Here is a 13,652-nt window from a genome sequence, read left to right on the forward strand (position 1 = left end):
TCGGAGGGTGACACCATGAACACCAGTGATTTACTTGAACAACTCTTGCGCGCCAGGCAAGGCGGTAGTGCGTCATCCGGCGGACTGGGTGGGCTCCTCGGTGGGTTATTGAAAGGCACCAGTACGGGCAATGCATCAACCGGTGGCGGCCTGGGTGATTTATTGGGCGGTCTGGGTGGCATGTTGGGTGGCACCACGGGCACTCGTCCCGCGCAAGGGCGTTCCGGTGGGATGAACTACGCCGCGCTGGCCTCCCTCGGAATGGCAGCATTCCAGGCTTATCAAGCCTGGCAACGCCAGCAGGCCACTGCGCCGCAACAAGCCTTGCAGACGGTGGACCAGCTTGACGGTCCCGCAGCAGAAGCCCACAGCCACGCGGTATTGCGTGCCTTGATCGCCGCCGCCAAAGCCGATGGCCGCACTGATGACAAAGAAAAGCAGCTGATTTCCAGTGAGCTGGGCCGCCATACCGACGACCCGCAACTGCAACAGTGGCTCGACGCCGAAGTCGCCAAGCCTCTGGATGCCACGGATTTTGCCGAGTTCGCCAGTGACCCGGCCATGGCGGCCGAGGTGTACCTGGCCAGTGTGATGCTGGTGGACGACCAGCAGGACGCCGAGCGCAACTACCTCGATGAGCTGGCGGGGCAGTTGCAAATCGACCCACAATTGCAACTGCAGCTGGAACAACAAGCCAAGGCCTAGAACCGTAATGTGGCCCCGGTGGTGAGCCATTGCGCGCGCTCACCGATCAGGCTGCGCCCGACCACCAGGTCCACGTCGACAAATTCGCCGACGTGAAACCTGGGCCCGGCCTGCCATGCCTGGTCGCCGCCATCCTGGCCGTAACGCTCGGCGATCAGCGTCAATGAATGCGCCACCTGGTACTCAAGGCCAGTGCCCCAGGTCAGGCGGTGTTTTTGGTCGCCGTCGTTGTAGGCGTGGGACCAACCGGCATTCAGGTTCAACCGCAATGGCTCCAGCGGCTGCCATGTCAACGGGATATTGAAGTCGGCGCCATCAAAGCCATGTCGGCGGTCGTGTGCAAAATGCGCACCGGCTGACACGGCCATTTCCAGCCCCAGATCTTCCCGCGACCATACTTGCGCCTTGAGCTGTGGGTTCACTTGGGTTTCGCCCTTGTCTGCGCTGGTAGCGCGGGACAGGGCTGCGCCCCATTGCACCGTAGGCAGCGCGGCAAAGGTGCAGGCAGGCGACAGCGTTTCAGTGTGAGTGCTGCCATCGTGGCGGTTGGCAGTGTGCCAGGCGTCGACATTGCATTCGCCCGGCGCATTGATCGCGCCGTCATCGACCACGTAAGAACCACCGGCCGCATTGGCCTTGGACAGCAAAGCAATCGTCAACAGGATGCCCAGGGTCAGTCCGATAAAGATCAGGTTGCGCTGCAACGCGCGACGCTTGGCCGGCGGTAGCAGCAACAGAGTATGACGCGCACCTCGGTAGTGACGCGCACGGTATTTGGCGAACCCGTCCTGGCGGGGTAGCGTGTGTTTTTTGTGCATGATGCACCTCGCATGAATTCAGCTTTCTACGGTCAGCACCGAAATGCCGCTGGCTTTGGCTTGGCAGACCAGCTCGGAAGTGTCGTCACCACCGGGAAGGGCGATGACCACGTCCGGGCGGCTGTCGGTCAGCATGAAATGGTTGCGCTGGCGTTCCGCCTGCTTGCCGTGGCGTTGCCAATTGGGCGGGTAGCGCACCACGTCGATGCTCAGTTCCCGTGCCCAGTCCTCGACGTCGCTGCCGAGGAATTGGTTGCCGCCGTGGATCAATACCTGCACCGGGCGCAGGCGGTGGTAAGCGTCCAGCACTTGGCGGGACATTTTGGTGTCGGCGTAATGACGACCTGCACAGATCAAGACGCGCATAAGGTGATTCCTTGTGTTGCACGGTGGCGGCCGGGCGACCGCCACCGTTTAAACGGCGGGGGAGATCAGTACCACTGCTTGAAGCGGCGGATGTAGATCGTCTTCATCAGTTGGGCCACGCAGCAGTAGCTGAGCAGGGTGCCCACCAGCCATGGGAAGTACGCCAGTGGCAACGGTTGCAGGCCTACCAGGGTGCCCAATGGCGAGAACGGCACGTAGATCCCCAGCACGATCACCACACAGGTCATCATCAACACCGGCCAGGCGGCGGTGCTCTGGAAGAATGGGATCTTGCGGGTCCGTAGCATGTGCACGACCAGGGTTTGCGAGAGCAGCCCCTCGATGAACCAGCCGGACTGGAACAGGGTCTGCATTTCCACACTGTTGGCGGCGAACACGTACCACATCAGTGCAAAGGTGGTGATGTCGAAGATCGACGAGGTCGGCCCGATCCAGATCATGAACCGGCCGATGTTCTTCGCATCCCACTTACGCGGCTTGGCCAGGTACTCCTTGTCCATCTTGTCCCACGGCAAGGCGAGCTGGGAGATGTCGTACATCAGGTTCTGCAACAGCAGGTGGATCGACAGCATCGGCAGGAACGGAATGAACGCACTGGCCACCAGCACCGAGAACACGTTGCCGAAGTTGGAGCTGGCCGTCATGTTCAGGTACTTCATGATGTTGCCGAAGGTTTCGCGGCCCTTGAGCACGCCTTCTTCCAGCACCATCAGGCTCTTTTCCAGCAGGATGATGTCGGCCGATTCCTTGGCGATATCGGTGGCCGTATCGACCGAGATACCCACGTCGGCATCGCGCAGTGCCGGTGCATCGTTGATTCCATCACCGAGGAAACCCACGGTGTGGCCGTTGGCTTGCAGCGCCTTGAGCACGCGGGACTTCTGCAGCGGTGTCAGCTTGGCGAACACGGTGCGTTCTTCCACGCGGCGCAGCAGCGTGGCGTCGTCCATGGCTTCAATTTCAGCTCCCAGCAGCGGCTGGCCTGGATCGAGACCGACCTGGCGGCAGATCTTGCTGGTGACCACGGCGTTGTCGCCGGTCAACACCTTGATTGCTACGCCGATCTGTTGCAGTGCCGCAATCGCAGGGCCGGCTGTTTCCTTCGGTGGATCAAGGAAGGTCAGGAAGCCCTGGATCACCAGGTTGCGCTCGTCAGCGGTGGTGTACTGCTGGCGTGCCATCGATTTAGGAATGTGGCGGGTGGCGACCACCAGCACACGGAACCCGTCTTCGTTGTAGTCGTTGGCAATCGCCAGCAGTTCTTCACGGCGACGCTCGTCCAGCGGCACGGCGGCGCCCGCTTCCATGACATGGGTGGAAATGCTCAGCATCTCTTCCACGGCACCTTTGCACACCAGCAGTTGGTCGTCGGCAGCATCCTTGACCACGATCGACAGGCGACGGCGCACGAAGTCGAAGGGCAACTCATCGACCTTGCTGTAGGCGAACGGCACCTTGAACTTCGGGTTCTGCTCCGAGAATTCCACGACCGCCTGGTCCATCAGGTTCTTCATGCCGCTCTGGTGATGGCTGTTGAGCCAGGCCAGGGACAGTACGGCATCATCACGCTGGCCAAAGGCGTTGACGTGGTGTTCGAGGATGATCTTGTCCTGGGTCAGCGTGCCGGTCTTGTCGGTGCACAGCACGTCCATCGAGCCGAAGTTCTGGATCGCGTTGAGGCGCTTGACCACCACTTTGCGCTTGGCCATGGCGGTGGCGCCCTTGGCCAGGTTGGCGCTGACGATCATCGGCAGCATTTCCGGGGTGAGGCCGACGGCCACCGCCAGGGCGAACAGGAACGCATCGCCCCAGTCGCCCTTGGAGAAACCGTTGAGCAGGAACACGATCGGCACCATCACCAGCATGAAGCGGATCAGCAACCAACTGACGCTGTTCACCCCGCGATCGAACGCGGTTTGCACTCGGGAACCGACAATCGCTTTGGCCAGGGAGCCAAAGTAAGTGCGCGGCCCGGTGGCGACCACCACGGCTTTTGCACGGCCGCTGACCACGTTGGTGCCCATGAAGCAGATGTTCGGCAGGTCCAGCAGGTTGCCCTGGTCGGCAACCACTGGCCCGGCGGATTTCTGCGTGACGTTACCCAAGGTGTCGTACTTTTCCACCGGCAAGGCTTCGCCGGTGAGCACCGCCTGGCTGATGAACAGGTCGCGGGATTCGATCAGGCGGATGTCCGCCGGGATCATGTCGCCGGCCGATAGCTGCACGATATCGCCGGCCACCAGCTCGCGCATCGGCACTTCGCGCAGGGTGGGTTGCGAACCTACCTGTTCACGGCGCAACACGGTGGCCGTGGTGCGTACCATGGCTTTCAGGGCTTCGGCGGATTTGGCCGAGCGGTGTTCCTGCCAGAAGCGCAGCAGGCTGCTGAGTAGCACCATGGTCATGATGATGATGACTTTGGTTGGGTCAGCGTCTTCGCCTTCCTGCATCGGCAGCCAGCAGTCGGTGAAGAAACTGATACCGGCCAGGGTCAGCAACACATAGATAAAGGGGTTATTCAGTGCCTGCAGGAACTGGACGATGGCGTGAGGCGGCTTGTCGTGGGCAACTTCGTTGTAGCCTTCGCGTTGCAGGCGAGCGGAGGCGTCCAGTTCGGTCAAACCGTCCTGGGTGGCACGTACGTTCGCCAGGGTGGCCGACAGGCCGTTGTGGGCTTCGCGGGCGGCACGCATCGACAGTTTGGTGTCGGCGTCGGTGCCATTCTTTTTGTGCAGAGGCGGGTTTTTTACGGCGCTCATTGTCTGTACTCCTGTCGCCAATTTTCGACAAAACATACCCGGTACTTACCTGAATACAGGCGAGCGAAAGCATGCCGAGTCGCTAACTTCGCGATCGGTTTAAATAAGGTGTTCACATAACTTCTATATTGCCCGCTAACAGCGCGTTAGTTAACTAGCGCGCAGCGGGCTACTACTGGACGTGTTCATAAAGAACTCCAGAACAGGGATCAGGAAGTTGCTGTTTCCAGCCGGGTCAGGCGGCGCGAGCGCTCACATAAAGACCGAGCATCAAGCTGGCCTGTGCCAGGCTGGAAACCTTGGGTCTCTGCGGGTCTTGAGGGTCGGCGTGATCCCAGTGCTGCACCAGTTGGCCGCTTTCCGGGCAGATACGCCAATGCGCCAGCGGGTAGGCCGGGCGCACTTGAGGGGAGGGTGCAGCAAACGCTGAGCGGGTAGGCGAAAAACCTACTGGCTCACGGCACAGCTTGGCGCGCAGGGCGGCCGATAGTGTGCGTACATCAGGCAAAACAAGGGCTTGGAAGGTCATAACACACCTCGGGACCGGACGAGCGACCGGCGAGGCAGTTACGGTGGAGCATCGAGCTCTAGCGCAGCTTACCGGACCGGGGTGGCGAGTCCTGTCATATTCTGGGTTTGGCGCCCGATGCCCGCGTAAGCGGTGCTCGGACAGCGACTAGATACTGTGTCCATTGGCTTCTTTTGTGAGGTTTAAAAAAGGCCCCAGTTGCGGGCACGGGCAATCTACTCAGAAGGCTAAAAAATGTCAACGCATGATTAATTAAATTGTCCGGCGTTCAGAGTTCATTCAGACAAGAGGCACTCGGAAGTTAGCGGATATATAACTTCATATACCCTGTGCGGCCAGAACTGCCAGATAGATCAATACCACGCCACAGGTGCCATAACTGATACGTTGCCACAACGGTGACGCGTTCTGGCGCAACAAATTGACCAGCCCCGCGATTAGAAAGCACGACAGCACCGACGCCAACATGAACCCGGCAAAGAACATCAGCGTCTGCCCGTGGCTGGGCGTGGTGCCGACGATGCCTGACAGCGCGCTGCCCAACGCGCCCCAGTAAACAATGTTTTTCGGGTTGGCCAGGGAGATCGCCGCCCCGGTGGCCAGTGCGTTTTGCCGAGTGCTGGCGGGTGCATCGTCTGACTCAGGTAGCTTCCAGGCGTCGATCAGGCTGCGAATGCCGAGCCAAGCCAGGTACAACGCACACACCACCGTCAACGGCACGCGCACGGCATCATGCTGGATCAGCAAAGCGATGCCGGTCAGGCCGATTATCGCCCACACTGCATCGCCCACCAGTGAACCGAACTGCACCAGCAGGGCCGGCGTGAAGCCATGCAGCAAGCCACGGCGCAGGGTCTCCGCCAGTACTGCGCCGGGGGATAGACAAAACACGAAACCGAATACCAGCGCGTAAAAGAAGATCGTCAGCATGCCCGCGTCCTTTCAGGAAAGTGCGAGAGCATACGCTGGCAGGCGGGCTCAGATCGACCGTTGATTGACGCGGTGCGAGAGTTCGTCGGCGCTTTCCTTGCGCTCCGAATAGCGGTCAACCAGGTCCGGGCGATCGCGCAGCAGCAGGGTGAACTTCACCAGTTCCTCCATCACATCGACCACGCGGTCGTACAGGGCGGAGGGCTTCATGCGGTCCTGATCGTCGAACTCCATGAACGCCTTGGGCACCGAGGATTGATTGGGGATGGTGAACATGCGCATCCAGCGCCCCAGGACGCGCAACTGGTTAACCGTGTTGAACGACTGCGAGCCGCCGGACACTTGCATCACCGCCAGGGTTTTGCCTTGGGTTGGGCGCACCGCGCCAAGGGCCAGCGGCACCCAGTCGAGCTGCGCCTTGAACACCGCTGACATCGAACCGTGGCGCTCGGGCGAGCACCACACCTGGCCTTCGGACCACTGCATCAGTTCCAGCAGTTCTTGGACTTTGGGGTGCTCACGCGGCGCATCGTCGGGCAGTGGCAAACCGCTGGGGTTGAAGATGCGCGTTTGCGCACCGAAGTACTGCAACAGGCGTGCGGCTTCTTCCACCAGCAGGCGGCTGAAGGAGCGTTCGCGGGTCGAGCCGTAGAGCAGCAGGATGCGCGGTGGTGGGGCCAAGCCGTCCGGTTTTGATGGGATCAGCGACAGGTCCAGGTTGGGCAGGGTGGTCATAGCGCCTCCGATTACAGCTCGGCAATTCGAGCGAGTTCTGCCTTGAGTTCAGTTGGGCTGAGCTCGGCAAACGGCAGGATGAAAAACGCTCGACAGCGAGTGGCAATGGTCTTCAGCGTGGCGTCGAATGCCGCCTGTACGCGTGCATCGTCACCCTGCACATCCGAAGGGTCTTCCAACCCCCAGTGCGCCTTCACAGACGGCCCGAAATACACCGGGCAAGCTTCGCCGGCCGCCTTGTCGCACACGGTAATCACCACGTCTGGCGGGCTGCCTTCGAACGCGTCGTTGCCTTTGCTGTACAGGCCTTCGGTGCTGATGCCGGCGGCCTGCAACGTGCTCAGGCTGCGCGGCAGGACCTGGCCCTTGGGAAAGCTGCCGGAGCTGATCGCCTCGAAACCTTCTGGCGCCAAGTGGTTGAACATCGCTTCGGACAAGATGCTGCGGCAGCTGTTGGCGGTACACATGAACAGGACTTTCATGGAGCGATCTCCTTTTAGAAACTCAGTCGCAAGGCGAGGGCGGCGAGGGTGATCAACAGCACCGGCAAGGTCAGCACAATGCCGACCTTGAAGTAGTAGCCCCAGGTGATGGTGATGCCCTTGCGTGCCAGGATATGCAGCCACAGCAAGGTGGCGAGGCTGCCGATGGGGGTGATTTTCGGGCCCAGGTCGCTGCCGATCACGTTGGCGTAGATCATCGCGTCCTTGACCACACCCACGGCATGGCTGGACTCGATGGACAGCGCGCCGATCAACACCGTCGGCAGGTTGTTCATTGCCGAGGACAGCAACGCCGTCAGCACGCCGGTGCCCATGGCTGCGCCCCACACGCCGTAAGTGGCGAAGGTATCGAGCCAGGTCGCCAGGTAGGTGGTGAGGCCGGCGTTACGCAAGCCGTAGACCACCAGGTACATGCCGAGGGAAAAGATCACGATCTGCCACGGCGCTTCTTTCAGCACTTTACGCGTGGAGATTTTGTGGCCCTTGGCGGCGATCACCAGCAGGAGCACGGCGCACACGGCGGAAATCGCGCTGATCGGAATGCCCAGCGGTTCCAGGGCAAAGCAGCCTACCAACAGGATGCCCAGCACCCACCAACCGGCACGGAAGGTGGCGCGGTCGTGGATGGCGCTGGCGGGGTCTTCGAGGTCGGCGGGGTCGTAGGTCTGCGGAATATCACGGCGGAAGAACCACAGCAGCACCGCCAGCGTGGCCGCGACGCTGACGAAGTTCACCGGCACCATCACGGCGGCGTATTCGTTAAAGCCGATCTTGAAGTAATCCGCCGAGACGATATTCACCAGGTTCGACACCACCAGCGGCAGGCTTGCCGTGTCGGCGATAAAGCCCGCGCCCATGACGAACGCCAAGGTAGCCGCCGGAGAAAAGCGCAGCGCCAGCAGCATCGACATCACGATCGGCGTCAGGATCAGTGCCGCGCCGTCGTTGGCGAACAGCGCCGAGACCAAGGCGCCGAGCAACACCATATAGGCAAACAAACGTCGGCCGCGTCCACGTCCCCAGCGTGCGACATGCAGCGCAGTCCAGGCAAAAAAGCCGGCTTCGTCCAGTAGCAGGCTGATGATGATCAGCGCGACAAAGGTCCCGGTGGCATTCCAGATGATGTGCCACACCACGGGAATGTCAGCCAGGCTGATCACGCCGCAGGCGAGGGCCAGGATCGCGCCCATCGTGGCGCTCCAGCCAACGCCCAAACCTTTGGGCTGCCAGATGACCAGGACGATGGTGAAGATGAAAATGGCAATTGCGACAAGCATGAATAAAGGCTCCGATGGCTCAGCAGCAGGTGCTGGCCCGTTGTGGTCTGTCGCCCATTGCATCCAGACGCTGCGCGTCGCTGTGCAACCATGGCTGGTTGGCTTGCAAGGTGGTGTGCAGCACCTGCGTCACCCACTCGGGCAGCGCAGGATTGATGCGGTAGTAGATCCATTGACCCTGACGACGGTCCTGCAGCAACCCGCAACTGCGCAGTTGCGCCAGGTGCCGGGAGATTTTCGGCTGGCTGTCATCCAAGGCATGGATCAGTTCGCACACGCAAAGTTCGCCTTCACGTAGGATCAGTAATGTCAGGCGTGCGCGGGTGGCATCGGCCAGGCATTTGAAGAGGGTGGGCGGGGAGAGGGAGTCCGACATGGCGAAGGTCTTTGTATATATGGTTATCCGAATATACGTATTTCCATATGTATCAGTCAAACCCTGTTTCAATTGATATGGATCAAATGCCGTGAAATCCACCACAAGTGTTTGAAATTAAAATGAAACACGAATGTCCTAAAGTGCCTGCCCATTGCTGATGAAGGAAGACTCCGCGTGACCCGTGCTACTCGTAACCTGCGCAAGACCCTGGATTCCGTCGCGGAAAATAATGAAACCGCCGCGTTCGACCTGATGCGCGCCGTCGAAAAACTCGGCGATGAAGTGCTGCGCCAGCGCCTGCTCAATACCATTCACCGGCTCAATCAGGATGCCTATGAGTTGCGCGAAGCGCGTGATTCGGTGGAGCAGGTGTCGGTCCGGCTCGCCTGAGCAAGATCGTTCAAGACAAGCCCATTGTTGTGCTGGCATGCTTGTCGACTGTCTGTCGATGAGCCGTTTCCATGCCTACCGCCTTACCGCATTACGCCTTCGCTCGCGGCGCCATTGCCGTTATTCCCTTGTCCCTGGCCTGCGCGCCTTGGGGACTGCTGGCCGGTTCCATGGCCATCGATGCGCAATTCAGTCCGCTGGAAGCCCAGGGGTTGTCCGCCATCGTGTTTGCCGGTGCGGCGCAACTGGTCGCCATCGGCATGGTCAAGAGTGGCGCCAGCCTGATTTCCATCGTACTGACCACCTTGCTGCTGACCTCCCAGCATTTGCTCTACGGCATGCACCTGCGTCCGATTTTGTCGCCGCTCAAGACCCGCTGGCGCATGAGCCTGGGCTTTCTGCTCACCGATGAATTTTTCGCACTGGTCAGCCACTACGACCGTGAGACCTTCAACCGCTGGTATGCGCTGGGTGTGGGGCTGACGTTCTATATCGCCTGGAACCTGTTCACTCTGGCCGGCATCGTGCTCGGCAAGAGCATCCCCGGTCTTGACCAACTGGGCCTGGAGTTTTCCATCGCCGCCACCTTTATCGCGCTGATCACGCCGGTGGTGCGTGACGTCCCCACTGTGGTCTGCGTGGCGGTGTCACTGGTGTTTTCGGTGTGGCTGAGTTTCCTGCATTGGGAATCGGCGGTGGTGGTGTCCGGCGTGCTGGGCATGAGCGCGGGTTATGCCTGCAAGCGACTAGGAGTAGGGCAGCAATGATCTACATCATGATCGTGGCGATGGGCCTGGTGGTCTTTTTCAACCGTTACCTGTTTATCGAGCCGCGCCTGCCGGTGCGCCTCAACCGGGGGGCGCGGGAATTTCTCGGGTTTGCAGTGCCGGGCATGCTCACGGCGATTTGCGGGCCGATCATTTTCCTGGCGGATCATCATCTGAACCTGAGCCCGGCCAACCCTTACCTGTTGGCGGGTATCAGCGCGGTGGGGCTGATGTACTGGACGCGCAATGTGCTGGTCACCGTGTTGCTGAGCATGGCGTTGTTCTACCTGTTCCGCTGGTTGCTCTAAAACCCAGGCGAAAAAAAGCCCGCGGGAGGGCGGGCCGAAGGAAGACTTCTAAAAATGAGCGTGGCCAATATAGGCCGCGCCTTCTCCCTTTACAGTGAAACAAAGTTTATGCAGCCGTCAGTCCGGCACGCGGCAATGGTACAGTCGCGTTTTTTTCCGACGGAGCAATGGCATGCACAAGGTGGTAATTGGCGCACTGGTACTGGCGGCCCTGGCCGGTTGCGCGGGTTCGAAGATGAAAGAAGCGCGCGCAGGCACGCCCTACAAGACCCTGGCGTCGGACAAGGCCACCCTGGTCGTTGCCGAATGCGTGCAGTTTGGCTGGCAGGACGAAAGCGTGTTCGGCGTTGATGCCGGCGGCTTCAAGGAACCGATCGAGGCGGGCGGTTACACCGTGTACACCACCGCTGGCGATTACTTTGTTGATGTGCAGAGCGCGGGTGCCGGTTCTTCCATCAAGTACTACGCCGCAGAAGACAACATGCCCGCCAAGCGTCGTTTGGCCGCACTCGCGACCTGCCTGTAATCCATTGCCTTAGACGATTTAGGAAATGCCTGGCACGACAGCCGCCGGGCATTAGCTTATGATTCACCCGCTCGCCCGACATGATGGCTCTTTACCAGTACACGGACGTCGAGGCCTAAACGTCCGGCGAGCATCCCTTCCTTTCTTCAGCGCGGCATGTAGCCCAAGTGCCAGCGACGGGGAATCTTCAGTGACACCACCCCCAGCAACCCCGCCAACACGCCGCTGACCATCAGCGCTTTCAAGCCCATCTGCTGCTCCAGCAGTGCGCCAATCACCGCCCCCACGAACATGCCTGCCCACGGAATCAACTGCACGCGCCAGCCACTGCGCCGCTCTCCGAGCAACCAGCGCCCGAGCCCACGACCAAAACGCGAAAGCGCGCCGGTGACATAAGTCAGCCCCACCGGCAAACCGTTGACCTCTTCCACAGCGGCATTAAGCATGCCCATCGCGATGATCGCCGCCAGCAGCGCGGGCAGCGTATCCGCGAAAGGCAGCCATGCCGCGCCGCACAACAACGCCGCAATACACAGCAGCAACGGCAAGGCGTGGCGACGGCTCATTCGACTGACCACCACCCCCAAGGCGTTGCCGACCACAAATGTCGCGACCAGCAACAACAGCCGTCCGGTCAGCCCAAGATCCCCTGCGCTGATCGCCACCGCCAGGCGCGTGGTGTTGCCGCTCATGAACGAAACGAAATCGCCGCTCGCCATGAAGCCGATGGCGTCGGTCATGCCCGCCAGTACCGACAGACTGGCCACTAGCATCAGCCCGACCCGGCCACGCCAGCGTTGCCGGTGGGCGAGTGCAGCATTGGCGTAAGGCTTGCGGGGCGAAGGCAGCATAGGGCCGGGTTCCTCGGTGAGATTATCCGGCCACTACCGTAGGACGCTTTCAGCGCGCGTGCAATGACCTCAGACAGCTTCCAACGACCAACCTGTGTGGTGCCAATCCAGGAAATGGGTGGGCTTGATCGATTGAATGAACGCCGCGTCATGGGAGACCACCAGCATTGCCCCGTTGAAACCTTGCAGCGCCTGCTCGAAAGCCATCACCGACTCCAGGTCCAAGTGGTTGGTCGGTTCGTCCAGTAACAGCAGTTGCGCCGGCACTTCGCGCCATAAGGCAATTGCCATCGCGGCCTTCAAGCGTTCGCCACCGCTGAGTTGCCCGGTGGGTTGGGTGACGCGCAAGGCATCCAGTTGCAGCAAGGCCAGGCGTGTACGCAATTCGGCTTCGGCCAGGGGGGTGTCGAGCAGGTTGAGTTGTTCGACGATGGAGCGCTGATCGTCCAGCAGCGCAAGGTGCTGATCAATGTAGGCGCAGGGCAGATGCACCTTGCATTCACCCGCGACGACCTGCCATTTACCGGCCAGTACCTTCAGCAACGTGGACTTGCCGCAGCCGTTCGGCCCACGTACGGCAACGCGCACCGGACCTGCGAGATGCACATTCAGACAGGTCGACGGCAGCCACGGCAACTGTGCGTCCACCAACGACAACACCTGCCTCCCGTTGGGCACCGCTGATGCGGGCAATGCCAACAGCGTCGGCGTTTCTTCTTCTACCCGTTCATAAGCCTGGCGCACCTGGGTATCCAGTTCGTGTTTATGTTGCCAATGCGCGCTGCGCACGGTGCTGACGATTTCCGTGGCGGCGCCTTTCCAGCGCGCCTTGGTGAAACGGTCGACGTTGGCGGTTTCCGCATGCTTGCGTGAGCGCGCGGCGTTGCGTTGCAGGCTGTCGTGGTCCTTTTGCAGGCGCCGCCGTTCGCGGCTGCGCTCCAGGCGTGCATGGTCCAGCGCGGCGATGGCGGCCTGTTGTTCGGCATCACGCTGCAGGCGATAGGCATCGTAGTTGCCGCCATAGACGTTTACGCCCAGGGGCGACAGTTCAATGATGCGCGCCATGACGTTGAGCAATTGCCGATCATGGCTGACCACCACCAGGCCACCACGCCAAGCGCTGAGCACACGAAGCAGCCAGGCGCGGCCTTCGCTGTCGAGGTGGTTGGTGGGTTCATCGAGCACCAGCAGCGGCGGCGCGGCCAGCAGCGCGCCGATGATAGCGACCCTGGCCAACTGGCCGCCGCTGAGTTGGTCGGCCGGGGTATCAGAAGCCAGCTGCGACAGCCCCGCGCCGTCCAAGGCACTGCGCAAGCGTTCGGCCAGGTCCCAGCGGTCGTCGATCAATTCCAGGTCTTCGACCTGTGCGGCGCCTCGGGTCATGCGTTCAAGGGCGGCCAATATCTCTGCGGTGCCGGTGAGATCGGCGACCGTTTCCCCTGGCGCAACCGCGATGCTCTGCGCAACGTAGATCACTCGGCCTGGGCCATTCAGCGAGCCAGAGGAGGGCGCCAGCAACCCAGCGATCAAGCGGGCGAGAATGCTTTTACCTCGACCATTGCGCCCCACAATGCCGGTAGGTGTGTGATCGATGGACAGGGTCAAGTCATCCAGCAGGGTTTCGCCATTGGCGAACTGGAAGCTCAGGTGTTGCAGGGAAACAAGGACGGGCAGCCGGTTGACGTCAGTCATCAGCACCTCCAAAAAAATGTCGGACAGGCCAACAAGCGCGCCAGGCGGCTCGTTGCAGATACATTTTGGAAGGCTTAGTGGTTCACGTCGGCGGTC

The 13,652-nt window shown here is 60.9% G+C and carries 16 protein-coding genes; 5 read left to right on the forward strand and 11 right to left on the reverse strand.

The genetic code is table 11. The annotated features are described in order from the left end of the window. Positions 1 to 15 precede the first annotated feature (15 nt). A complete protein-coding gene (locus WH299_RS14670; RefSeq protein ID WP_339550622.1) occupies positions 16 to 705 on the forward strand; it encodes a tellurite resistance TerB family protein in 690 nt (229 codons plus the stop codon). Here the strand turns inward: WH299_RS14670 and WH299_RS14675 are convergent. The 9 genes from WH299_RS14675 to WH299_RS14715 all read right to left on the reverse strand — a co-directional run bounded on the left by WH299_RS14675 (position 702) and on the right by WH299_RS14715 (position 9,019). Next, the gene (locus WH299_RS14675) at positions 702 to 1,523 is read right to left on the reverse strand and encodes a hypothetical protein (protein WP_339550623.1); all 822 of its coding nucleotides are present in this window, start codon (positions 1,521 to 1,523) and stop codon (positions 702 to 704) included. The genes WH299_RS14670 and WH299_RS14675 overlap by 4 nt on opposite strands. Positions 1,524 to 1,541: 18 nt before the next feature. Next, the gene (locus WH299_RS14680; protein WP_339550625.1) at positions 1,542 to 1,889 is read right to left on the reverse strand and encodes a DUF2493 domain-containing protein; all 348 of its coding nucleotides are present in this window, start codon (positions 1,887 to 1,889) and stop codon (positions 1,542 to 1,544) included. A gap of 65 nt (positions 1,890 to 1,954) precedes the next feature. Further along, positions 1,955 to 4,669 (reverse strand): magnesium-translocating P-type ATPase, encoded by a 2,715-nt coding sequence (gene mgtA / locus WH299_RS14685; RefSeq protein WP_028616244.1) that lies wholly within the window; start codon positions 4,667 to 4,669, stop codon positions 1,955 to 1,957. Between the two features lie 235 nt (positions 4,670 to 4,904). Beyond that, positions 4,905 to 5,198 (reverse strand): hypothetical protein, encoded by a 294-nt coding sequence (locus WH299_RS14690; protein WP_339550627.1) that lies wholly within the window; start codon positions 5,196 to 5,198, stop codon positions 4,905 to 4,907. Between the two features lie 318 nt (positions 5,199 to 5,516). Beyond that, positions 5,517 to 6,128, reverse strand: coding sequence for a LysE family transporter (locus WH299_RS14695; protein WP_323623701.1), 612 nt, complete (start codon positions 6,126 to 6,128; stop codon positions 5,517 to 5,519). Between the two features lie 48 nt (positions 6,129 to 6,176). Next, positions 6,177 to 6,863: an arsenical resistance protein ArsH gene (gene arsH / locus WH299_RS14700; protein WP_339550628.1), complete on the reverse strand. Its 687-nt coding sequence runs from the start codon at positions 6,861 to 6,863 to the stop codon at positions 6,177 to 6,179. An 11-nt stretch (positions 6,864 to 6,874) separates the two neighbouring features. Beyond that, on the reverse strand, positions 6,875 to 7,345 hold the full coding sequence (locus WH299_RS14705; protein ID WP_323623699.1) for an arsenate reductase ArsC: 471 nt from the start codon (positions 7,343 to 7,345) through the stop codon (positions 6,875 to 6,877). Positions 7,346 to 7,359: 14 nt separating this feature from the next. Beyond that, on the reverse strand, positions 7,360 to 8,643 hold the full coding sequence (locus WH299_RS14710) for an arsenic transporter (RefSeq protein WP_323623698.1): 1,284 nt from the start codon (positions 8,641 to 8,643) through the stop codon (positions 7,360 to 7,362). Between the two features lie 19 nt (positions 8,644 to 8,662). Next, complete coding sequence (locus tag WH299_RS14715) at positions 8,663 to 9,019, reverse strand: metalloregulator ArsR/SmtB family transcription factor (RefSeq protein WP_033902961.1); 357 nt, start codon at positions 9,017 to 9,019, stop codon at positions 8,663 to 8,665. A 177-nt stretch (positions 9,020 to 9,196) separates the two neighbouring features. On the opposite strand from WH299_RS14715, the gene WH299_RS14720 reads away from it, so the two are divergent. The 4 genes from WH299_RS14720 to WH299_RS14735 all read left to right on the forward strand — a co-directional run bounded on the left by WH299_RS14720 (position 9,197) and on the right by WH299_RS14735 (position 11,013). Beyond that, complete coding sequence (locus WH299_RS14720; RefSeq protein ID WP_005788169.1) at positions 9,197 to 9,412, forward strand: hypothetical protein; 216 nt, start codon at positions 9,197 to 9,199, stop codon at positions 9,410 to 9,412. Positions 9,413 to 9,483: 71 nt separating this feature from the next. After that, a complete protein-coding gene (locus WH299_RS14725) occupies positions 9,484 to 10,179 on the forward strand; it encodes an AzlC family ABC transporter permease (protein WP_028616235.1) in 696 nt (231 codons plus the stop codon). After that, positions 10,176 to 10,487, forward strand: coding sequence for an AzlD domain-containing protein (locus tag WH299_RS14730; RefSeq protein WP_028616234.1), 312 nt, complete (start codon positions 10,176 to 10,178; stop codon positions 10,485 to 10,487). The genes WH299_RS14725 and WH299_RS14730 overlap by 4 nt, the downstream gene beginning before the upstream one ends. 172 nt (positions 10,488 to 10,659) lie before the next feature. After that, a complete protein-coding gene (locus tag WH299_RS14735) occupies positions 10,660 to 11,013 on the forward strand; it encodes a hypothetical protein (protein ID WP_028616233.1) in 354 nt (117 codons plus the stop codon). 146 nt (positions 11,014 to 11,159) lie between these two features. Here WH299_RS14735 and WH299_RS14740 read toward each other — a convergent pair whose 3' ends face one another. Both WH299_RS14740 and WH299_RS14745 read right to left on the reverse strand, forming a co-directional pair. Next, the gene (locus tag WH299_RS14740) at positions 11,160 to 11,864 is read right to left on the reverse strand and encodes a YoaK family protein (RefSeq protein ID WP_126570317.1); all 705 of its coding nucleotides are present in this window, start codon (positions 11,862 to 11,864) and stop codon (positions 11,160 to 11,162) included. 69 nt (positions 11,865 to 11,933) lie between these two features. Continuing rightward, positions 11,934 to 13,556, reverse strand: a complete 1,623-nt coding sequence (locus WH299_RS14745; RefSeq protein WP_339550631.1) for an ATP-binding cassette domain-containing protein — start codon at positions 13,554 to 13,556, stop codon at positions 11,934 to 11,936. Positions 13,557 to 13,652: the final 96 nt, after the last annotated feature.

This window comes from Pseudomonas sp. MYb541 (genome assembly GCF_037479595.1).
Classification (GTDB): Bacteria; Pseudomonadota; Gammaproteobacteria; order Pseudomonadales; family Pseudomonadaceae; genus Aquipseudomonas; species Aquipseudomonas canadensis.